At 62.3% G+C, this 22,212-nt stretch carries 18 protein-coding genes; 8 read left to right on the top strand and 10 right to left on the bottom strand.

Features of this window, described 5'->3' with window-relative positions; genetic code table 11:
• Positions 1–46: 46 nt before the first annotated feature.
• The 7 genes from JFN93_RS03315 to JFN93_RS03285 all read left to right on the top strand — a co-directional run bounded on the left by JFN93_RS03315 (position 47) and on the right by JFN93_RS03285 (position 7,791).
• Positions 47–1,384, top strand: a complete 1,338-nt coding sequence (locus tag JFN93_RS03315; RefSeq protein ID WP_199382565.1) for a TolC family protein — start codon at positions 47–49, stop codon at positions 1,382–1,384.
• Positions 1,381–2,703, top strand: a complete 1,323-nt coding sequence (locus JFN93_RS03310) for an efflux RND transporter periplasmic adaptor subunit (protein WP_236021508.1) — start codon at positions 1,381–1,383, stop codon at positions 2,701–2,703. Before JFN93_RS03315 ends, JFN93_RS03310 begins: the two co-directional genes overlap by 4 nt.
• A 21-nt stretch (positions 2,704–2,724) precedes the next feature.
• On the top strand, positions 2,725–5,931 hold the full coding sequence (locus JFN93_RS03305) for an efflux RND transporter permease subunit (protein WP_199382564.1): 3,207 nt from the start codon (positions 2,725–2,727) through the stop codon (positions 5,929–5,931).
• Between the two features lie 96 nt (positions 5,932–6,027).
• A complete protein-coding gene (locus JFN93_RS03300; protein ID WP_199382563.1) occupies positions 6,028–6,480 on the top strand; it encodes a C-GCAxxG-C-C family protein in 453 nt (150 codons plus the stop codon).
• A gap of 109 nt (positions 6,481–6,589) precedes the next feature.
• The gene (locus JFN93_RS03295; protein WP_199382562.1) at positions 6,590–6,802 is read left to right on the top strand and encodes a YgaP family membrane protein; all 213 of its coding nucleotides are present in this window, start codon (positions 6,590–6,592) and stop codon (positions 6,800–6,802) included.
• A gap of 24 nt (positions 6,803–6,826) precedes the next feature.
• Entirely contained in the window at positions 6,827–7,207 is a 381-nt protein-coding gene (locus JFN93_RS03290; RefSeq protein WP_199382561.1) for a rhodanese-like domain-containing protein, read from the top strand.
• Between the two features lie 314 nt (positions 7,208–7,521).
• The gene (locus tag JFN93_RS03285; protein WP_199382560.1) at positions 7,522–7,791 is read left to right on the top strand and encodes an ArsR/SmtB family transcription factor; all 270 of its coding nucleotides are present in this window, start codon (positions 7,522–7,524) and stop codon (positions 7,789–7,791) included.
• Positions 7,792–8,044: 253 nt separating this feature from the next.
• Here JFN93_RS03285 and JFN93_RS03280 read toward each other — a convergent pair whose 3' ends face one another.
• The 8 genes from JFN93_RS03280 to JFN93_RS03245 form a co-directional block, all read right to left on the bottom strand.
• On the bottom strand, positions 8,045–8,377 hold the full coding sequence (locus JFN93_RS03280) for an MGMT family protein (RefSeq protein WP_199382559.1): 333 nt from the start codon (positions 8,375–8,377) through the stop codon (positions 8,045–8,047).
• 109 nt (positions 8,378–8,486) lie between these two features.
• Complete coding sequence (locus tag JFN93_RS03275) at positions 8,487–9,143, bottom strand: flavodoxin family protein (RefSeq protein ID WP_199382558.1); 657 nt, start codon at positions 9,141–9,143, stop codon at positions 8,487–8,489.
• A 20-nt stretch (positions 9,144–9,163) separates the two neighbouring features.
• Positions 9,164–10,249: a tryptophan--tRNA ligase gene (trpS, locus tag JFN93_RS03270; protein WP_199382557.1), complete on the bottom strand. Its 1,086-nt coding sequence runs from the start codon at positions 10,247–10,249 to the stop codon at positions 9,164–9,166.
• 189 nt (positions 10,250–10,438) lie between these two features.
• Positions 10,439–10,927 (bottom strand): arsinothricin resistance N-acetyltransferase ArsN1 family B, encoded by a 489-nt coding sequence (locus JFN93_RS03265; RefSeq protein WP_199382556.1) that lies wholly within the window; start codon positions 10,925–10,927, stop codon positions 10,439–10,441.
• A gap of 256 nt (positions 10,928–11,183) precedes the next feature.
• On the bottom strand, positions 11,184–11,780 hold the full coding sequence (locus JFN93_RS03260; RefSeq protein ID WP_199382555.1) for a hypothetical protein: 597 nt from the start codon (positions 11,778–11,780) through the stop codon (positions 11,184–11,186).
• Between the two features lie 16 nt (positions 11,781–11,796).
• Positions 11,797–14,880, bottom strand: coding sequence for an efflux RND transporter permease subunit (locus JFN93_RS03255; RefSeq protein ID WP_199382554.1), 3,084 nt, complete (start codon positions 14,878–14,880; stop codon positions 11,797–11,799).
• 1 nt (position 14,881) lies between these two features.
• Positions 14,882–16,099 (bottom strand): efflux RND transporter periplasmic adaptor subunit, encoded by a 1,218-nt coding sequence (locus JFN93_RS03250; protein WP_199382553.1) that lies wholly within the window; start codon positions 16,097–16,099, stop codon positions 14,882–14,884.
• Positions 16,096–17,403, bottom strand: a complete 1,308-nt coding sequence (locus tag JFN93_RS03245; RefSeq protein WP_199382552.1) for a TolC family protein — start codon at positions 17,401–17,403, stop codon at positions 16,096–16,098. Before JFN93_RS03245 ends, JFN93_RS03250 begins: the two co-directional genes overlap by 4 nt.
• Positions 17,404–18,650: 1,247 nt before the next feature.
• On the opposite strand from JFN93_RS03245, the gene JFN93_RS03240 reads away from it, so the two are divergent.
• Positions 18,651–19,832, top strand: coding sequence for a M20 metallopeptidase family protein (locus JFN93_RS03240; protein ID WP_199382551.1), 1,182 nt, complete (start codon positions 18,651–18,653; stop codon positions 19,830–19,832).
• 287 nt (positions 19,833–20,119) lie between these two features.
• On the opposite strand, the gene gap is transcribed toward JFN93_RS03240, so the two are convergent.
• Positions 20,120–21,118 (bottom strand): type I glyceraldehyde-3-phosphate dehydrogenase, encoded by a 999-nt coding sequence (gene gap / locus JFN93_RS03235; RefSeq protein ID WP_199382550.1) that lies wholly within the window; start codon positions 21,116–21,118, stop codon positions 20,120–20,122.
• 113 nt (positions 21,119–21,231) lie between these two features.
• Positions 21,232–21,693, bottom strand: a complete 462-nt coding sequence (locus JFN93_RS03230) for an RrF2 family transcriptional regulator (RefSeq protein ID WP_199382549.1) — start codon at positions 21,691–21,693, stop codon at positions 21,232–21,234.
• Positions 21,694–22,212: the final 519 nt, after the last annotated feature.

Here is a 22,212-nt window from a genome sequence, read left to right as displayed (position 1 = left end):
CGCCACAGGCGGTTTCCGGATAAGAAACCACACGAGGAGAACCGACGTGAAGAAGCTGGTCCTGATCCTTGCCGCAGCGCTATTTCCCTGCACCGTACTGGCCGCAGGCGAGACTGTGACGGTCCGCGAAGCGGTCAAACGCGCCTTGACCGACAACAACACCCTCAAAGCCGCGCGCTTCGACGAGCAGGCCGCCCAGCAGACCGTCGCCGCCGGACGCGGCCGGTACCTGCCGCACCTCAACCTGGAAACCGGCGCCGCCCTTACCAACTCCCCCAGCCGGGTCTTCATGATGAAACTGGACGAGGGGCGGATCGGCGCCGGAGACTTCAATCCCGCCACCCTGAACAATCCCTCGGCGCGCGGCGATTTCCACACCGCCGTCACCCTGGACCAGCCGCTGTGGGACCGCAGCATCGGCACCTCGGTGGCGCTTGCCGCCAAGGACGCCGAAGCGGCCACCGCCTCGGTGGAAATGGGCCGGGAGCAGATTGCCTTCCGCGTCTACCAGGCCTACCTCGAGGTGCGCCGGGCCCGCGCCATGCACCAGATCGCCGAGCAGGCCGTTGCCGACGCACGGGAACACCTCCGGCTCTCCGAGGTTCGGCAAAAGGACGGGGTCGGGCTGAAATCGGACCGGCTGCGGGCCGAGACCGAACTCGCCGAGGCGGAACAGCGCCAGATCGCGGCTAAAAACGATCTCCAGGTGGCGCGCCTGAGACTGAACCTCGTGGTGGGAGGGCCGACCGGCTCCGCCCTGGATATCGTCGAGCCCCCTACCCTCGCCCCTTCTCCGCTCACCGAGCCGGACCTGGTGAACCTGGCCCTGGCACGGCGGCAGGACCTCAAGGGTGGGGAAAAACAGGTGGAAAAAGGTGACCTCTCCCTGCGCCAGGCCCGGGATGCCTACTTTCCGACCGTCTACGCCGGCGCCTCCTACCAGATCAACGACCGCGACGTGCCTCTCGGCTGGGACCACGACTCCTGGAGCATCGGGGTGAACCTGCGCTGGGAGATCTTCGAGGGAAACCGCAGATCGCACGACAAACAGCGGGCCAGCAACGCCCGCAGCGCCGCGGCGGCCCGACTGGAAGACGCGCGCCGGGAGGTGTCGCTGCAGGTGAGCGAGAGCCTTTTACGCCGCCAGGAAAGCGCGCAGCGCTTGGAATCGGCACGCAAAGCGGTCGCGGCTGCGGAAGAGAGCATGCGGCTGATCGCCAAACGCTTTGAAAACGGGCTTTCCCAGATGGTTGAACTGATGGACTCCGAAGCGGCGCTGAACCGGTCCCGCGCCTCCCTGGTCGAGGCCGAAAACGGTTACGCAGCGGCGAACGCGGAAGTCTATTTTGCGGCGGGAGTATTTCTGCAGGAGGTTATGCGATGAAGACGACGTTCCAAGCTACGAACGGCAGCAATATGATCCAGGAGCCGGCCCACAATAGGAAACCCTGTGGGAGCGCCTTTCCAGGCGCGATTGATCCGAACCTAACGTACCGCCTTCGGCGGATCGCGCCTGGAAAGGCGCTCCCCCACAAGAAAAGCTCCTCAGCCAGTAATGCCAGTCATGCCGCTCCTTCCGGAATATCCCCCTTCGGCAGAGTCAACGGACGCATCAGCCTGCTGGCTGCTGCGGTCGCCGTGGTATTGGCCACCACCTTGGGCTGCGGCAAAAAAGAGGCCGAGGTCGCCAAACCGGTTGCTCCGGTGGTCCAGGGAGCGACGGTTGCCGCGGTAACCGAGGAATCCTTCCCCGACACCATCGAGGCGGTGGGAACGGTAAAGGCAAGGACCGCCGCGGTCGTTTCGGCGCGCATTCCGGGGAGTGTCACTGCGGTTCTGGTCAAGGAAGGCGACCGGGTCGGCCGCGGCAAGCTCCTGGTCCGGATCGAGGCGGCCGAAGCCGGTGCCGCCGCGGCGGGTGCGGCATCCGGCATCGAGGAAGCCGAGCGCGGTCTCGAAGAGGCCAAGGCGCGCAAGAAGCTCGCCGAGGCCACCTTCCAAAGGTTCAACAAGCTCTACAACGATCAAGCGGTAACCCGCCAGGAATTCGAGGAACGCCAGACCGAACGCGAAGTTACCGAACAGGGGGTCGCCCGCGCCAAAGCACGCCTGGACCAGGCCCGCCAGTCGGCCAAATCCGCCGGCGCCGTCGCCGGCTACGGCCAGGTCACCGCACCGGTTTCCGGACTGGTGGTCGCCAGGCAGGCCGAACCGGGACAGACGGTCTTCCCGGGAACCCCGCTTCTCACCATCGAGGGGGAGGACGGCTACCGGCTGGAGGTGGCCGCCCCGGAATCGCTCCTCGGCAAGGTGAAGCCGGGCGACAAGGTGGATCTCACCCTGGAGCAGGGACCGGCCGCGGCGCGCATCGCCGAGGTGGTACCGACCGTCGATCCGTCGACCCGGACCTTCCTGGTCAAGCTGGACCTCGCCGCCAAGGGGCTGCGCTCCGGCAGCTACGGCAAGGCCCTTTTCCGCACCGGGGCCCGTCCCGCTATCGCCGTTCCCGCCCGCGCCGTCGTCGAGCGCGGCGCCCTCACCTCGGTCTGGGCCGTGGGCAAGGACGGCATCGCCCGCATGCGGCTGATCAAGGTCGGCCGGCCCCTGGGCGACCGCGTCGAGGTCATCTCCGGACTTACCTCGGGAGACCGCGTGGTTACCGCCGGGGCGGAAAAAGTGACCGACGGGGCGAAAGTCGAGTAATCGGGGCAACGGAGAGATACCATGAACAACCTCGGATTTGCCGGGAGAATCGCCCGCGCCTTCATAGACTCCAAGCTCACCCCGCTCATCGTGGCGGCGTCGCTGCTCCTCGGGCTCTACGCCATCATCGCCACGCCGCGCGAGGAGGAGCCCCAGATCGTCGTCCCCATGGTCGACGTCTACCTCCCCCTCCCCGGCTCCTCACCCAAGGAAGTCGAAGAGCGGGTAGTGTCCCCGTTGGAGAAGAAGATCTGGGAGATCAAAGGGGTGGAGTACGTCTACTCCGCGAGCCGTCCCGGCATGGGGATCGTCACCGTTCGGTTCTTGGTCGGGCAGAACATGGAAGAGTCGCTGGTCAAGCTCTACAACAAGGTCATGAGCAACCGCGGCATCCTTCCCCACGGCGCCGGGGACCCGCTGGTGGTCCCCAAGTCGATCGACGACGTCCCGATCCTCACCCTTACCCTCTGGTCCGAGCGCTACGACCACTTTGCCTTGCGCCGGGTGGCCCGGGAGCTCTGCGACGAGCTGAAGAAATCGGACAACGTGGGCGACACCGAGATCAAGGGGGGACTCTCCCGGGAGCTCAAGGTGCGGCTCGACCCGACCAAGCTGGCGGCGCTCAGCATATCCCCCCTGGAGGTGACGGGGGCGCTGCAGAAAGGCAATTACGCCCGCCAGGCCGGGAACTACGCCTCCGGCAACAAGGAATACACCCTGAACGCCGGGACCCTTTTGGACAGCCCGCAGGGGATCAAGCGGCTGGTGGTCGGCGTCAAGGGGGGGAGCCCGGTCTACCTGGAAGACGTAGCCGATGTCTCCGACGGGGTGCAGGACCCCTCCGACTACGTCTTTTTCGGGCTGGGCCCGGCCGCGGCCGAAAAAGGGCTCAAGGGGGGCGCCGGGGATCATCCCGCCGTCACCATCGCGGTCGCCAAGCGCAAGGGGGCTAACGCGACCTGGGTTGCTGAAGACCTGATGCAGCGGGTGGAATTCGCCAAGGGAAAGATCATTCCTGCCGACATGCAGATCACGGTCACCCGCAACTACGGTGAGACCGCCAAGGAAAAGAACAACGAACTTTTGTTCCACATGTTCCTGGCCGCCATCTCGGTCACCATCCTGATCGCCATCTTCATGGGATGGCGCGCCGGCGCGGTCGCCGCCATCGCGATCCCGGTGACCCTGGCGCTGACCATGTTCATCTTCAACCGGATCGGCTACACGCTGAACCGGATCACCCTCTTCGCGCTGATCTTCTCCATCGGCATCTTGGTGGACGACGCCATCGTCGTGGTGGAAAACATCCACCGCTACTTCACCACTACGCGCCTAAAGCCTTTGGAGGCTGCAATTCGTGCCGTCGACGAGATCGGCAACCCGACCATGCTCGCCACCCTCGCCGTCATCGGCAGTATCCTGCCGATGGGCTTCGTGGGCGGGCTGATGGGCCCCTACATGCGGCCGATCCCGGTCGGCGCCTCGATGGCGATGATCTTCTCGCTCTTGATCGCCTTCATCGTGACCCCGTACTTTGCCTACCGCTTCATGAAGGGTGAGTCCCACTTCGGGAGCGCGGCCGAGCCGGAAGAATCCAGGATGACCGAGTTCTACCGGAAGATCATGGGCGCCCTGCTGCACAAGAAGCCGGTCCGTAACGGTTTCCTGGCCCTGGTGGTGCTGCTCCTGCTTCTCTCCTGTTCGCTCATCTACTTCAAGGCAGTCACCGTCAAGATGCTCCCCTTCGACAACAAGAGCGAGCTCCAACTCATCGTCGACGCGCCGGAGGGGGTCACCCTGGAGCAGAACGCCCGGATGGTGGCCGAGATGGGCGACGTGCTGCGCCGGGTTCCCGAGGTGACCGACTTCCAAAGCTACGTCGGGACCAGCTCGCCCTTCAACTTCAACGGGCTGGTGCGCCATTACTACCTGCGCAAGGGGGCGAACGTCGCCGAAATCCAGGTGAACCTGGTGCCCAAGGACAAGCGCCACGACCAGTCCCACGACATCGCCCGCCGGATCCGTCCCGCCCTCAAGGCGGTTGCCGACCGCTACGGCGCGCGCCTGAAGGTTGCCGAGATCCCGCCGGGGCCGCCGGTCCTCTCCACCCTGGTGACCGAGGTTTACGGGCCGGACCAGGCAAGCCGGGTCGAGATCGCCCGCAAGGTCAAGGAGATCTTCATGAAGACCCCCGGCGTCGTGGATGCCGACTGGTATCAGGAAGATGATCAGCCCAACGTCCGCTTCGAGGTGGACCGCGAGAAGGCAGCCCTTTCAGGGATCAGCACCGCCGACGTGGTGCAGACCCTGCAGCTCGCGGTAGGCGGGGTCCCCGCCGGGCTGATGCACGACCCGCGCGAGAAGGAGCCGGTCTACATCAACCTGCGCCTCCCCGAGCCGCGCCGCAGCGACATCGCATCGCTCTCGTCCATCTACGTCACCGGTCCCCACGGCAACGTACCGCTTTCCCAGCTGGTCCGGGTGGTGCCCGGGATCGAGGAAAAATCGCTTTACCGGAAGAACCTGAAAAGCGTAGTCTATGTCACCGGCGACGTTGCCGGAGTGATCGAGGCACCGGTTTACGCGATCCTCAAGATGCAGAAGGAGATCGACAAGATCCCGCTTGCCGGCGGGTACCACATCGAGCAGCGCGCCGCGAGCCAGCCCTGGGACGAGACCCGTCCGGGAATCAAGTGGGACGGCGAGTGGCACATCACCTACGAGGTCTTCCGCGACCTGGGCGCCGCTTTCGGCGCGGTCATGGTATTGATCTACGTCCTGGTAGTTGCCTGGTTCAAAGACTTCACCACCCCGCTGGTCATCATGGCGCCGATTCCGCTCACCCTGATCGGCATCCTCCCGGGTCACGCGCTGATGGGCGCCTTCTTCACCGCAACCAGCATGATCGGCTTCATCGCCCTGGCCGGCATCATCGTCCGGAACTCGATCATCCTGATCGACTTCGCCGAACTGCGCCGCCGCGAAGGAATGCCTCTGGACGAGGCGATCATCGACGCCGGCGCGGTCCGTTTCCGCCCGATGCTGCTCACCGCTGCCGCAGTCGTTGTCGGCAGTTTCGTGATCCTCTTCGATCCGATCTTCCAGGGGCTTGCCATCGCCATGATGTGCGGCGAGATCGCCTCGACCACCCTCTCCCGTATCACCATCCCCATCCTGTACTACCTGGTGGAATCGTGGAAGGAAAAGCACCGGAAACCGGTCGCCTAATCCCCCTTTCCCTCTGGTAGAGGGCCGGGGTGAGGAAATAAACAGCAGGCAGTACAAACCTTCATAGATAGAAACCCCAATAGAAGAGGAGTCAGCATGTTCTGGATGAAGAAAGAAGCAACTGTTGAAGTCGAGGGGGTCGCCGACAAGGTGGCGGCCGATGCCGAGGGTAAATACCGTTCCGGCAAGATGCATTGTGCGGAGGCGGTCCTGAGCGCGGTGAAGACAGCGTTCGCCCCCCAGGTCCCCGAGGAAGTGGTGCTTTTGGCCGGCGGGTTCGGCGGCGGCTCCGGCGCCGGATGCCTCTGCGGCGCGGTGGCCGGGGGATCCATGGCTTTCGGCGTGGTCATGAACGGCGACCGCAAGGGCGCCGCGGTCCTTACCAAGGATCTGCACCATTGGTTCAAGACGCAGTATCGGGCCACCTGCTGCAAGGTGATCACCGCCAACGGCAAAGGTGGCTGCGCCGACCTGACCGGCCGCGTAGCCGGCAAAGTAGCGGAGCTTCTGCTGGAAAAAGGCTGCCCTGCCACCGGCATAACTAAGTAGACAGACAAATCCCTCGCTCTTGGCGTCCCCACTCCTTCAAGGAGAGGAACCGGGTGAGGATGGGTTTCCGTGATGTAACCGAGCTGCCCAAATAGAGAGGAGTTCCACCATGTATATCGATCGACTTTTGCGTCTCATCGCCGGATTTTTCACCCTGCTGTCCCTGGCCCTGGCCCATTTTCACAGTCCGAACTGGCTCTGGTTCACCGCCTTTGTCGGCCTCAACCTGTTCCAGTCCGGATTCACCAACTGGTGCCCGATGATGACCTTTCTGGAGAAAGCCGGGGTTCCCAAACAGCCCAAAGCCACCTGCTGCAAATAAAAGAAGAGAAAACGAGGAGCATCGATGTTGAGAAGAAGCCTGGTTGTAGTGTCGTTACTGTTGTTGATTCCGATGAGCACCTTTGCCGCCGGGGTGAAAAACCTCACCTCGCCGCAGGTAAAGACCTTCCTTGCCCAGAAGAAGGACGCATTCCTTCTGGACGTCCGCACCCCGGACGAGTACCGCCAGGCCCATTTGCATGGTGCCGTGCTGATCCCGCTCAGCGAGTTGGGAGCGCGGCTTAACTCCGTACCGAAAAACCGGCCGGTTGTCGTCTACTGTGCGGTCGGCGCCCGTTCGGCATCCGCTGCCGCGATGCTCGTGGAAAAGGGCTTTCGCGACGTCTATCACATGACCGACGGCATCGTAGGCTGGTACCGCAACGGTTTCCCGATCGAGCGGTAAAGCAGAACCCCTGTCGGAGCGACATTCCTGTCGCGATGGAATGTCGCTTCTTCGCACGCACCAGGATGTAAACATGTTGCTCCCACAGTAAAAGGTAAAACCGTCGGCATCTCGAAAAGAGCGACATTCTTGTCGCGATCAGTGCTGGCAATCGCGGCAGGAATTCCGCTCCAACAGGGGGGCAGCAGCACCGGTTTATTCGCGCCAGGGAATGGCGCTCCTACAGCGTTATTCAGGATGTGATCCTCGATTAGAGGAATGGCTTTCAGCCGGAAAAGGGGGAAGTCGCTTTGAAAAGGAAACTGACACCCGACATGGAAAAGAAACTTCAGGAAGGCGCGCTGCTGCTCCGAGCCCTGGGGCACCCGATACGGCTGCGGATCGCCGCGGGGCTGGCCCGGGAATCGGCCTGCGTGATGCAGATCTGGGAGTGTCTCGACCTGCCCCAGGCAATCGTGTCCCAGCATCTCAAGGTGATGAAGCAAAGCGGGATCCTGGTTTCCCACCGGGAAGGAACCCGGGTCCGCTATTCGCTGCGCACGCCGGAGATCGCGGAACTGGTGGGATTACTCCACCTGAACTGATGTGCTCCACGTTCGCCCTCCGGGAGAGGGACTTGGTGAAGCCGCTCCCCCGGCGTCGCGACAGAGCTTCCGTTTAGCCCCGCCCCCCGGCAACCGCACCACCTGACGGTAGGGGTGCAGCATGCTGCGCCCATCAGCCCGACCAACCGTTTCGCCCCCCTCGATTTCCCCTGCCCCAGACGCAAAAAGGGCGCAGCATGACAGCATGCTGCGCCCCTACGGTTGATGGCCACCCCTCCCGGATTCCCTACGTTTAAAATTCCCCCGGCTCCGGCCGCCACCGGTAACGCTCCAGCGAAAGCCGCCCGTGCGCGTCGAACACCACCCCCTCATGTTCCAGCCGCAACCGCTGTTCGGTGTCCGAAGAGATGGCACCGGAGCGGATGCTGATTCCCCCGGAAGCGTTGACCACCCGGAACCAGGGTAACGAGCGGTCGGTGCTGGCACTCAAAACATGCCCGACCAGTCGCGCCCGCCCCGGAAGCCCGGCCAGGAGTGCCACCTGCCCGTAGGTGGCGACCCGCCCCGGCGGTATCAGGGATACCACATGATAAATCCGCGCGTACTTGGAGCTTTCCGGTTCCATATCCTTTACCTGCCAACCCGATGAAGAGCCGCTGCGAAGCGAAGAAGGGGACTGGCTCCGCAGGTGCCAGTCCCCCTTTACTTATCCATTCCCAAACCCATCCAGCCCCTCAAGGCGAGCACGGTTCCGCGATCAGCCGGCTCCCCAGGTCAAACGCGTTTTGCAGGTCGAGCGGGAAGATGTGCTCGCGCCGCTTGGCCTTCTTGCCCGGGTCGAACCGGTCGGCCACCACCCGGTTGTAATCGTCGAATTGGTAGGTGTCGAAACTGTAGAGGGACTCGGAAGCGCCAAACCATTCTTCCAGGGTCCGCTCATGCCCGCTCAGTTGCTGGAAATAGCCCAATTCCCGCGCCTGTTCCTTCCTCATGTTCATCGTGTAGATGATCGCGGTGTTTATCTTTCTCGGGAAGAGGCTCTGGGGCGGCTCGGTGTACGTCCCGTACGGGAAGAGGAGCCGCTCCAGGAAGGAATGCAGTTCGCCAGTCACGTTGCCGAAGTAGATCGGGGAACCGATGATCAGGGCGTCGGCGTCCTCGATCTTCTTGAGGATCGGTGTCAGATCATCGTCGTATCCGCACCTGCCGTAGCTCGGCCCGCCCCGGGTCTTGCAGGCGAAGCAGCTCATGCACCCCTTGAAGTTGAGATCGTAGAGATGAATGATCTCCGTCTCGGCTCCTCTCGCGGCGGCGCCCTCCAAAGCTTTTTCAAGGAGAAGTGCCGTATTCCACTGCTTCCTCGGGCTGCCGTTGACCGCGATCACTTTCATGACGGGGGAACCTCCTTGGCTCAGATTTCCATATTCATCACCCTTCGGACCTCGCTAAGTGTATCTTGCGCGACGGCGCGTGCGGCAGAAATTCCATCCCTCAACACGTTTTTCACAATCTCCGGATCCTTCGCGAGTTCCCGACGCCGCTCGCGCAGCGGGCGAAGGTATTCGTTAAGGGATTCGGTGAGATACCCCTTCAGCTTGCTGCTCCCGCCGTCGCCGATCTCATCCGCGATGGCCTCGGGAGCACGCCCGGTGCAGAGCGAGCAGAGGAGCAGGAGATTCGCGAGTTCGGGGCGGTTGGTCTGGTCGTAGGTGATGGTGCGGTCGGCGTCGGTTTTGGCCCGCTTGATGAGGGCGGCGGTCTCGTCCTCGGTTGCCGAAAGCATGATGGCGTTGTTGCGGCTCTTGCTCATCTTCTGCGAGCCGTCCAGACCGAGGATGACCGGGGCCTCGCTCAACAACGGGTGCGGTTCGGGGAAGACCGGAGTGTTTCCGGCGAAACGCTCGTTGAAGCGGCGGGCGATGACACGGGAGAGTTCGAGGTGCGGCAGCTGGTCCTTGCCGACCGGGACGATGTTCCCTTTGACCGAGAGGATGTCGGCCGCCTGGTGCACCGGGTAGATGTACATGCCGGCGTTGATCCGCTTCTGCCCCGCCGCCTGGATCTCCTCTTTAACCGTCGGGTTGCGGTCCAGTTCCGCCTGGGTGACCAGGGTCAGAAACGGAAGAAGCAGCTGGTTCAGTTCCGGGACATGGCTGTGCGGGAAGATGAAGGTATGGCCGGATTTGGGGTCCAGGCCGGCGGCAAGGTAATCGAGGGTCAGCTGATGGACGTTCTGGGAGATCTGGTCGAACATGTCGCGGTCGGTCAGCACCTGGTAGTCCGCGATGACGATGTAGATGGGAACCCCGAGGTTCTGCAGGCGGACCCGGTTGTGGAGCGAGCCGAAGAGGTGCCCGATGTGGAGGGCGCCGGTCGGGCGGTCCCCGGTCAGGACGCGGTATTTCTGGGGATTAATCTTCAGGTCCTGTTCCAGCGCGGCGCTGCGCGCCTTGGTAGCCTCGAAGGTGCCGTAATCAAGCTTGTTGCCATGTGTCATTTCAGTTCCCAGCCTCCTGCGGTCGTTAGTATGTAAAGCCTGCACTTCTGATGAATTATCTTCCTCTCCCTCCGGGAAAGGGTCGGGGTGAGGGGAAGCGCCACGAAGCATCTCCCCCCCTTTTTCGGGCACCCTCTTCCGATACCAGAGGCGATCATATGAAGATTGACCCTACAGCTTGCTCTCTGCTCATTGCCCCAGCAGTTTCTGCCAATACCCCACGTCGATCCACCGGTCGAACTTCCAGCCGACTTCGGTGAAGTGAGCCGCCTTGGCAAAGCCGAGCTTTTCGTGCAGGGCAATGCTCGCCGGGTTGGGGAGTGAGATGCAAGCCAGGACGGCGTGGATCTTCATCGCCGCCAGCCGGACGAACAGTTCCTGGTAGAGAAGCACCCCAAGACCGCGCCCCTGCGCCGACTGGTCAATATATACGCTGCTCTCCACCGCAAAGCGGTAGGCGCGGCGCTCCCGCCACTTGGCAGCGTAGGCATAGCCGACCACCGCACCATTTTCCTCGGCGACCAGCCAGGGATAATGCGCGCGGTAGCTCTCGATCCGGGCCGCCATCTTCTCCACGCTGAGCGGCTCCGTCTCAAACGTGATGACCGTCTGCTCGATGTAAGGGTTATAAATGCGGCAGATGGCCGCGGCATCTTCGGGCACGGCGTCGCGAATCATGAGCACTCCTTTCCCGGTCGGATCTGCGCGACCTCCGGTTTCGACCGTGAGGTCAGCCCAGAGGCAGCTGCCGGCAAAACACCCTGTGGGAGCGCCATTCCTGGCGCGAATGTCCCATTTCGCGCCAGGAATGGCGCTCCCACAGAAGTTGGAATCCTATCCGCAGCTGAAGCGCGGCACCGCTTCGACGCGGCCTTATCCTACGGTCTGGCGCCCACGGGGTCTCCCCCCCCAGGGGCAAACCGGGACCCTGAGTTTATAACGCCTCACCATTTAAAACAAGTTTAAAGCCCTTGATACCTTCATTAAAGCTACTCTCGCCGTAGAACCCGATCCGCTGCGCCCGCGCGGTGAGCCGGTAAACCGGTTCGAGCACCAGGGTGTTCCGGCTCTTCTCGGCCAGGGAAATCTCCTTTTCTATGTTTATGTCGTCCCCGGGAAGCCCGACCACCAGTTTGTGGGTTCCCGCCTTGACCCGCAGCCGCTTTCCAAAGCGGTAGCGCATCCCCTCGCCCGACTCGGCATTGCGGAAAAAGCCGTAGCTCCCTTTTTCCTGCAGCAGTTCCCCCTGCAACAAGGTCGTCTGCTCCCCGATGCTCACCGCGAGTTGATAGTGCGGCAACCCGTGGCCGTTGTCGTCCAGGCCGAATTCCCCGGGGAGGTGGGTTTTCAGCGAGGAAACCACCCGCAGCTCCGCGTACCCTTGCGGGATCGCGACGTTTTGCTCGGTCTCGTCCTGGTAGCAGGCCGGTACCGTGGAGAGCTTGGCGGAGTGGGTGAGGGAAGCCGGGCCGGTGCACCCGCCCATACCAAGAACCGCCGCCATAACCATCAGTGCCATCGACTTTTTCATAACATTCTCCTTTCACCTATTGCAAGGTATCTCCCGTACGGGCAATTTCCGATCTGGTTTCCCACCAGCGGTAAAAAATAGGCAGCACCACCAACGTGAGCAGGGTCGAGGTAACCAGGCCGCCGATGACGACGGTGGCCAACGGCCGCTGCACCTCGGCGCCGGTGCCGTGCGAGAGCGCCATGGGAATGAACCCCAGCGACGCGACCAAAGCGGTCATCAGGACCGGGCGCAGCCGGATGCCGGCGCCGGCGAGAATCGCCTCGTCCAGCGAGCGCCCCTCCTGCCGGAGCTTGTTGAAACAGGCGACCATGACGATGCCGTTCAACACGGCCACCCCGAAGAGCGCGATGAAGCCGATCGCTCCCGACACCGAGAGCGGCAGCCCCCGAAGAAATAGCGCCATGATCCCGCCGATGAGGGCAAAGGGGACGTTCAGGATGATCAGCACCGCCTGCCGCACCGACCCGAAGGTCGAGAAGAGCAGGATAAAGATGAGCGACAGGCAGATCGGGAGGATCACCGCCAGCCGCGCCATGGCGCGCTGCTGGTTCTCGAACTGCCCCCCCCAGACCAGGTAGTAGCCGGGAGGAAGCTTCACCTTCGCCTCGATCGCCCGCTGCGCATCGGCGACGAACCCGCCCAAGTCGCGTCCGGTCACGTTGCACTCCACGACGATCCGCCGCGAACCGTTTTCGCGGGAGATCTGGGCTGGCCCCTCCTCGGTATAGATCCGGGCCAGCTGCTTGAGGGGCACCCGAGCCCCCCCCGGTGCCGCGATCAGGATCTCCCCGATCTTGTCCGGGCTGTTCACCATCTGCTCCGGAAAACGCAAAGCAATCGCGAAGCGCTTCTGCCCCTCGAACATCTCCGAGGCCTGCTTGCCGCCGACCGCGATCTCCAGAACCTCGCGCACGTCGGCGACGTTGATCCCGTAGCGGGAGATCGCCTCCCGGTCCACCTCGACCTGCAGGTAGGCCAGACCGGACACCTTCTCGGTCATGACGTCCGCCGCCCCGGCCTGCTTTTCCAGCACCTTGGAGATCTCCTCCCCTTTTGTTTTGAGGAGCTCCATGTCCTCGCCGAAGAGCTTCACCGCCACCTGGGATTTCACCCCGGATACCAGCTCGTCCACCCGCATCGCGATCGGCTGGCTGAAGGAGTAGGACATCCCCGGGACGTTCTCCAGCCGTTTCCGCATCTTTTCCACGAGTTCTTCCTTGTCGCCAGCGCTCTTCCAGTCACCGCGCGGCTTGAGGCTCACGAAGATGTCGGAAACCTCCACCCCCATCGGGTCGTTGGCGATCTCCGCCCGCCCGGCCCGGCTCACCACCTTCTCGACCTCGGGGAAGGAAAGGAGCGCCTTTTCCACCAGGGCGCCGCTGCGGACCGAGTCGGTTAGGGAAACCGACGGGAGCCGGAAGGACTGGATGGCGACCGCCCCTTCGTCGAGGACCGGGAGGAACTCTTTTCCCAGGAGCGGAACCAGCAGCAGCGAAAAGCCGAGCAGCACCGCCGTGACGCCCAGGGTGCGCTTGGGGTGCGGCAGGGTCCGCGCCAAAAAAGGGAGATAGGCTTCGCGCGCCAGGCGCAGCAGCTTCGGGTCCTTTTCCTCGACCTTGCCGCGCAGGAAAAAGGAGCAGAGGGTCGGCACCAGGGTCATGGTAAGGAGCAGCGATCCGAGGAGCGCAAACCCGACCGTGAACGCCATCGGGGAAAACATCTTCCCTTCCATGTCGGTCAAGGTGACGATGGGGAGGTAGACCACGATGATGATCAGAACCCCGAACAGGATGGGTCGCGCCACCTCGCGGGCCGAGTTGTATATGGTATGGCGGGTCCCCTCCCCCTCCTTGCGCTCGGAGAGGTGCCGGACCGTGTTCTCGACCATCACCACGCTGCCGTCGACGATCATGCCGAAGTCGATCGCCCCGAGCGTCATCAGGTTTGCCGACAGCCCGAGCCATTGCATCCCCAGGAAGGAGAAGAGCATGGACAGCGGGATGGTGACGGCGACGATGACGGCGCCGCGCAGGTTTCCCAGGAAATAGAAGAGGACGGCGACCACCAGGAGTCCCCCCTCGATCAGGTTGGTGCGGACCGTGGCGATGGTCTTTTCAACCAGTTCGGTCCGGTCGTAGTACGGCACCAGCTTCACCCCGGGAGGAAGCGCCTTTTGGATGACCTGCACCTTCTCCTTCACCCCGGCGACGACTTCCTTGCTCGACGCCCCTTTCAGCATCAAAACGATGCCGGCGACCGCCTCGCCGTTGCCGTCGGTCGTGGTCGCCCCCTGGCGCGGCTCGCTGCCGATCCTGAGCTCGGCCACCTCGTCCAGGCGGACCGGGGTTCCCCCCCGTGCGGTCACCACGATCCGCTTCAGGTCCTCGACCCCCTTGGCAAGCCCCACCCCACGCACCATGTACTGCTCCTGGCGGTGCTCGATATAGCCGGCGCCGGTGGCGGTGTTGTTCTGCTCGACCGCCTCGTAGACGTTGCGCAGGGTAAGCCCCAGGCTCTTCAGCTTGCCCGGATCGACCTGCACCTGGTACTGCTTGACCTCCCCGCCGAAGGAGTTGACGTCGGTGACGCCGGGGACGGTGCGCAGCATGGGACGGATCACCCAGTCCTGGATCGCCCGAAGCTCCCGCACGTCGAGCTTTCCCTGGACGATGTACTGGTAGATCTCGCCGAGTCCGGTGGTCACCGGGCCAAGCTGTGGTTCCAGCCCCTTGGGGAGACGGTCCCGCGCCTGCTGGAGGCGTTCGAAGACTTGCTGCCGGGCAAAGTAGATGTCGGCGCCGTCCTCGAAGACGACGGTGATAACGGATAAGCCGATCTTGGAAACGGAGCGGACCTCATGCAGCCGGGGAAGTCCCCCCAAAGTGGTCTCCAGCGGGAAGGTCACCAACTGCTCCACCTCGGTCGGCGCCATCCCCCCGGCCTGGGTGAGGATCTGCACCTGCACGTTGGTGACGTCGGGAAAGGCGTCCACCGGGAGCTTTTTCATCGCCCAGATGCCGGTGCCGATGAGCAGCGCGGTCGCCATCAGGACCAGGAGGCGCTGTTCCAATGCAAAGCGGAGGATGCGGTCGATCATGCTATTCCTCCCCCAGCTCGCCCTTTTTGAGCTCGGACTTCAGGACGAAGCCACCTTTTTGGGCATACAGTTCCCCTTCCGCCAGACCGGCGGTGATCTCGACGTACCCGCCGGAAACGGCACCGGTCATGACCGGCCGCGGCAGGAAATCGGTGCCGTCCCTGCTGACGAAGAGGACCTTCTTCCCTTCCAACTCGACCAGCGCCTCCTCCGGAACCGCCAGGACCGGCGGTCCGGCCGCAGGGAGAGCGAGCTCCACCGTCGCAAACATCTCCGGCTTGAGCTTGCGCCCCGGATTGGGCACCTCCACCCGCGCCTTCACGGTCCGGGTCGCCTCGTCGACCAGGTCGGCGAGTTGGGTGATCCGCCCGCGGAACTTCCGGTCCGGATAAGCCCCCACCCGCACCACGGCGCTTTGTCCTTGCTTCACGCGTGCCAGGTCCTTCTCGTTGATATCCACGAGCACCCAGACGGTGCCGAGATCGGCCACGGTGAAAAGGCTTTTGGACGGGTCGGCAAGCTCCCCCACGGTGGCATGCTTTTCGGTCACTACGCCGCCCAAAAGAGTCCGGACCGGAAGCAGGATCTTTTTCTCCGGTGGGGCAGCGAGATCGTGTCTGCCTACCCCATACAGCAGGAGCCGCTGCTCGTCGCCGGCAACCTCGGCGCTGGCGCTGCGGCATTCGTTTTCCACCTGGAAGATCTCCTTGCGCGCGGCGATCTTTTTCTCCACCAGGGCCTTGACCCGCTCCAGGTTCTTCTCCGCCAGGGCAAGCTTTGCCCTGGACTGGCGGTAGCGGTTCATCGACTCCGCCACCTCCACACTCTCCAGCCGGGCAAGCACCGTCCCCTTCCCAACCGTTTGTCCCTGCCCCACCCCGGCCCAGACGATCCTGCCGGAAAGGGGCGGCGCCACGTGGGTCAACCGTTCGCCATCAGGGGCGATCTTGCCGGTTGCGGTTAAGGTGCCGGCCATTTCGTTCCGAACCGCGCGGGCCACCACCACGCCCGCCTTTTTCTGGACCTCGGCCTCCATCCGGACCGTTTTGACCACCTCACGGGCGCCGGCACCATCGGCCTTGGGCTCCTTCTTCCCGGGCTCCTCGGTCCGCTCGGCACGGGCTTCCCCCTTGCCGGGCAGGTGGGTGAACCGGTAACCAAAGGCCCCGACCAGGGCCAAAACGGCGACTCCGCCGCAAACCACACTTTTCCTTATCACTTGATTCCTCCTTGAGACTCCGAAGAGACCGTCCCACCGACCGCACTTTCCAGACGGACCACCGCGGTCTGCAGTTCGTGCTGCGCCGCGAGATATCCCTGGGTTACCTCGTAAAACTTCCGCTGTTCCTCCAACACCGAAAGGATTCCCACCTCGCCCAGGCGGTAGGCCTCCTCGGTGAGCTTGAGATTCTCTTCCAGTTGCGGCAGGACTACCTCGCGGTTCAAACTGACCGAACGCTCCGCCGACCGGAGCGCGGAAAACGCCACCTCGACGTCGCGTTCCACGGTTTGCCGTCCGGAGCGATACCGGCTCTCCGCAGCCGACCGGCGGGCCCGCGCTTCCATGATGCCGGCCCGGTTATTGTCGAAAATGGGGAGGGGAACGGAAAGCTTCAGCGAAATGAGGTTGTCCCGGTTCATCCCCTGGGCTCCGCCGATCTCGAATCCGGTGTTCTCCCGCTGGTAGCTGATTCCCAGCGTCAAGTCGGGATAACGTTCCGCCTCGGCCAGGGTTACCTCGGCATCCCCCTTGGCCGTTTCCAGCGACAGGGCTTTGAGATCGGTCCGTCTGGCGAGCGCCTGACGCTTCAGGGCAGCCAGGTCCTGCCACGCCCCGGCATAGGTAAGCGAACCGGAAAAACCGACCGGCTCGGCCGCAGGAAGTCCCAAAAGAGCGAGGAGGCGCTGGCGTGCCGGATCGACTTCCCGCTCGGCACGACTTTTCCGTTCCTCGCTGCGGGCGACCTCGACCCGGGCAAGGTTCACCTCCAGTTCCGGGATGTCCCCCTCGGCGAAACGCTGCCGGGCGACTTCGAGCAGGCGATTGCTCAGGGCGAGGTTTTGTTCCGCAACGGCGACCGTGGTCTGGGCCAGGAGCAGACCGTAAAATGCCTCACGGACCTGTGCGACCAGGACCCGCTCTGCATTGCGGAGCTGCTGGTCAAAGCCCTGCCGTTCCTTTTCCGCGACCGCGACCCTTTTTTCCCGCTTCCCGAAAAGCGGGATCTGTTGGGAAATGCCGATGGAAAAGCCGTTTTCGGTGCTGCTCCCGGTGAGTTTCCCGGTGGTCCCCTCAAGTTCGAGGACCGGGTTTGCATAGAGGCCGGCACGGATTTCCGCGGCCTGGCGCACCCCCTGCTCGGCGCGCAGGGCCAGCAACTCGGGATTGTTGCGCAGGGAAAAGTCTTCCGCCTGGGAAAGGGTGAACACTTTTGGTTCCGCGAAAGCGGTACCCGCCCCGGCAAAAGAACAGATCAACAGGAAGCAGAGAAGCTTCCTGACCAGGTGGTTTTTTTCAAACAAGACAAACCTCCAATGTGATGAAACCAGCGGATCATTGAGTCCGCTCAATCAATAACGCAGTTGCCACAGCGGGTTGGTGCGACATTTCAATGACGCAGTTGCCACAGCGGGTAGGTGCGACATTCTTGTCGCGATCGGCTCTCTTTGAATAAGAAATGCAGCTCCTTACCCTGCGGAATGCAGCTCCTTACCCTGTAGCAGGGCAGATCCTTACCCTGTAGCAAGCTGCCCCTTACCCTGTGGGAGCGCCTTTCCAGGCGCGATCCGCCGAAGGCGGTAATCACCGTTGCGGTTGATCGCGCGAGGAATCCCCCTTCCACCGTAAAAATGGTCGTCCAGCAGCTATGTCGCACCTTCAGCGAAGAGCGAAGCAGCAGCCGCAGGAGTGCGCATGGCTTCCTCAGGACGCACTACTCCCGGCAAGGCAATGTGTATTTGATCGAATTTTGAGAGAGGAACTGTTTAGGCGAGAATGTGAGGTGGTACTGCAGTGGGGAGATAGACTTCAGGGATGGCTTGGAATGGTTCGAAAACAGAGAGTTCGCTTACCGGCTGCTGACACGAGATGACAACGGCTACGGTAATGAGGGGAGCATTGCAGGGGCAGTCACAGTGACAACTACAGTCGTCACCTTCCGATGGGTCGCCATGATGGGTGGGGCAGGAAGGACAGTGTTTCTGGTCGATGTGACGGGAGGATTCCACCGAGAAAGAAGGCTTTGCCGTGCTGTCGCCGCACAGGTCAAAGGCGCACGCACTCCGGAACAGCCCGCTCACCGATAGCATGACCAGTACGACCAATAGCATTGACAGGTAAGAATTGAGCAAGCGGCGCATGACGTTCTCGACAGAAAAGGGGAAATTTCAGCCGCAAAATGACAGAAAAAAGAAATATGTCAAGAGTTCTAATTTTGGATCAGCCGCTAAATGGCGTAACAACATGAAGCAGACACAGAGAAGGAGCCGGGAAAACGGCGTCCCCACACGAAGTGCGCCATCCGGAATGCCCTCGCCATCAAGCGATACCGCGAATGCACTTCCCCGACCAATCCACCATTTCTTTATCCTCGCTTTCAAGGTCCACCGTTGGGAACGGGATTCCTTTCCAAGCTCCAGCTCAGCAAAGATCCTTAACCAGGAGCGGATTCTCTCATTGACGGTTTACTCCGAATCCTCTTTATAGTATTGGTAACTGACTCTGGCTGAAGGGAAAAAACCGCCTGGGCAGGCGAATAAGGAATAATCCGATGAAATTGAGCGTTCAGGCGATCAAGAAAGAAATCCAGAGGATCTTGCCGGCGGTGGCGTCGATGCGCCAGCATCTGCACACCCATCCCGAGCTGGCGCTCCAGGAGTACGCCACGTCGCGGTTCATCCGGGAACAACTGACGGCACCCGGTATCGACCTCCTGCCGCCGTTTCTGGAGACGGACGTCGTCGCCATGATCCGGGGCAACGGAACGGACCGCAACGTCACCCTGCGCGCCGACATCGACGCGCTTCCGATCAAGGAGATGACCGACCTCCCCTACCAGTCGGTTGCGGACGGCATCATGCATGCCTGCGGCCACGATGGTCACACGGCAATGCTGATCGGCGCTACGCTGGTCCTGGCGGCACTGAATGAGCAGCTGCCGGGGTCGGTGCGCTGCGTCTTTCAGCCCGGCGAGGAGAACGTCGCGGCGGGAAAAGATCTCGTTGCCGCCGGCGCGCTCGACACTCCCAAGCCGGACGCGGTCCTGGCACTGCATGCCTGGCCGGGATACCCCCTCGGTACCATCAGTTCCCGCACCGGTACCATGATGGCCGCGGCGGATATCTTCACCATTTCCATCCGCGGCAAAGGCGGACACGGGTCCCGACCCGAATGCGCCGTCGACCCGATCCTGACTGCAACGAAGGTGATCTCAAGTCTGTACGAGCTGCCTTCCCGGCGGATCGGGGCGCTGGAGCCGGTCGTCATCACGGTCTGCGCCATCGAGGGGGGCTCGAACGCCAACGTCATCCCGGAGGAAGTTCTGCTCCAGGGATCGGTGCGCTATCTGACCAGGGAAACCGGAGCTAAACTGCCGGAGCTTTTCGAAGAGACGGTGAAGTTTCAATGCGAGGCGGCGGGGGCGTCATACCAGTTGGATTATGACCGACCCTACTTGCCGACGATCAACAATGTCGCGGTGGTAGCTGCCTGCCGTGAGGTGGTGGAGACGCACCTTGGGAAGGAGCGTTGGCTGGATCTGCCCCAGCCGTCGATGGGAGCCGAGGATTTCTCTTACTACACGGACCGCTGTCCGGGAGCGATGTTCTTCCTCGGCATGGGAGAGGGATGCAGCCAGTTGCACAGCAACCGGTTCAACTTCAATGACTCGGCCCTGGAAGACGGGATCCTCTTCCTGGTGATGTCGGCGCTGAAAATACTGAATCAGGGATGAACGAAACGGAAGGATGTAAAAATAGGTTAGCTTTAGGAACGACGTCCCGTCGTGATTTCAGCTTGTTGACTGCGGCAGGAATGCCACTTGTAAAACTTTTGGAGGACGACTTTTAACTGTGGGGGCGCCTTTCCAGGCGCGATCCGCCCAAGGCGGTAACCACGGTTAATCGCGCCTGGAAAGGCGTTCCCACAGGGTAGGCAACTACCGTGCTTATTGGAACAGACTTGATCGCGGCAGGAATGCCGCTCCTACCGTAAAAGAACCTGCCGCCTTTTAAATGCCGCTTATCCTTCCCTCCCGATCATCTTCACCAGATCGACCAACCGATTCGAATATCCCGCCTCGTTGTCATACCAAGCCAGAATCCGCGCGAGCTTCCCGTCGACAACCTGGGTCGCCGGAAGGTCCACGATCGCGGAAAGCGGGTTCCCCCGGTAGTCCATAGAGACCAGTTCATCCGCGCAAACCGCGAGAATCCCCTGCAGCTCTCCTTCCGCCGACTCCCGGAATGCCGCGTTGAGTGCCTCGACATCGACCTCCCGGGCCAACTCGGCCACAAGGTCGATATTGGCGACGTTGGCGGTCGGAACCCGGATCGCCATCCCATCGATGCGTCCGGTCAACTGCGGCATCACCCACAAAACGGCCTGGATGGCGGTGGTCGTAGTAGGGACGATCGAAAGCGCCGCCGCCCGCCCCCGGCGCAGGTCCGCGTGCGGCCCGTCGTGCAGTTGCTGGTTGTTGGTATAGGGATGCACCGTGGTCATCAGGGTCTTCCGTATCCCGAATTTCTCGTCGAGCACCTTGAGCATCGGCGCCAGGCAATTCGTGGTGCAGGAAGCGTTGGAGATGATGTGATGGAGGTCGGCGCGGTAATCCCGGTCGTTTACCCCCATCACGATGGTGATGTCCGGATCGGGGGACGGAGCGGAAATCACCACCCGCTTGGCTCCGGCGGCAAGGTGCGCCGCGGCCTTCCCGCGGGAGGTGAAACGCCCGGCAGCCTCGACAACTACGTCGATTCTCTCGCGCGCCCAAGGCAGCGCCGCCGGCTCGGTTTCCCCGAGGACGTGAATCCGCTTGCCGTCAACCACCAAAAAGTCGCCGTCGGTCCGGATTTCGCCCGGATAAGTCCCGTGGCTCGAATCGTATTTCACCAGGTGGGCCGCCGTTTCAATACCCGCCGGTTCGTTTATCGCGACAATTTCCAGCTCCCCTCCCCGCAGCGCGGCCCGCAGAAAGGTCCTCCCGATCCTGCCCAAACCATTGATTGCAACACGCACGTCAAAAGCTCCTGCAACAATGAAGGGTGGAACAGCCGCGGCTGCTCCACCCTTCGGAATCAAACCTCTTTATTCCGCAACAACTGCCTCCTCCCGACGAAGGAGGCGACAGTTCAGATACAGAAATTCAAAATCCCCTTCTGCGCTTCCTCGGCGTTCTCGATCTTCTCGAGGACATCGGCCAGGGTGGTGTTGTCGAGGATGTTGGCCATCGCGTCGCGGACTTCCTTCATAACGGCGCGGATGCCGCAGGTCTCCTCGCTGCCGCATTCGGTGCACTTGGCATAGGAGGTCTCGCTGACGCAGGGAACCGGCGCCAGTGGTCCTTCCATCACCCGGATCGCCTGGCCGAAGGTGATCGCCTTGGGGGGGCGTCCCAGATAATAACCGCCCCCTTTCCCCTTCTTGCTATGGAGGATGCCGTTGTTCTTGAGAGCAAGCAGGATCGCTTCCAGGAACTTCTTGGGAATCGCCTCTTCTCGGGCGAGGTCCGCAATCAGGATCGGCCCCTCCTCGTAGTGCTTGGCGAGGTAAATCAGCGCTTTCAACCCGTATTTTGTCTTTTTGGAGATCATATTTTATTAATCCATCAATTTAATAGCCTTATATTGCATTGAGGGAGGGGTGTTGTCAACTCCTTTTGGGTCCAAGCGTGGACAAGTTGCCGCGAATCCATTTGAGGCAGGTCGTTGGGGAGGTCGTGTAGGAGCGACATTCCTGTCGCGATCGAGTCTCTTCTAAATATTCCGGATGGCTGCCTACCCAGGTGGGAGCGAAGCCACCTGGGTCCTCACCAGCTACCTCGTCTCCAATGCGATCGTCCTGCCGGCCAGCCGCTGGCTGGGGTAAGGCGGGTGTACCCGAAAAAAATGGGGCCGGTTGCGGCGGAATAGTTGGGGGCTCTCGGGAGGATCACACTGGTCCTGTGAAGATAAGAACTGCAGCTGCGTAAATTAATTTCGTCCGCGCCGGACCTCCCGCCAGTGCCGGTGTACCATGTTGAAAAGTGTCGGCCCCTTGAGAATCAGGGGCTCGTCCCTCCCCTCCCCCTGATCTCCTGGTGCCCATCCCACCGAACCAGTTTCCTCGTGAAA

Origin of the sequence: Geomesophilobacter sediminis, assembly GCF_016458275.1 — a bacterium.
Lineage (GTDB): Bacteria > Desulfobacterota > Desulfuromonadia > Geobacterales > Geobacteraceae > Geomesophilobacter > Geomesophilobacter sediminis.
This window is presented reverse-complemented; position numbering and strand designations above follow the sequence as displayed.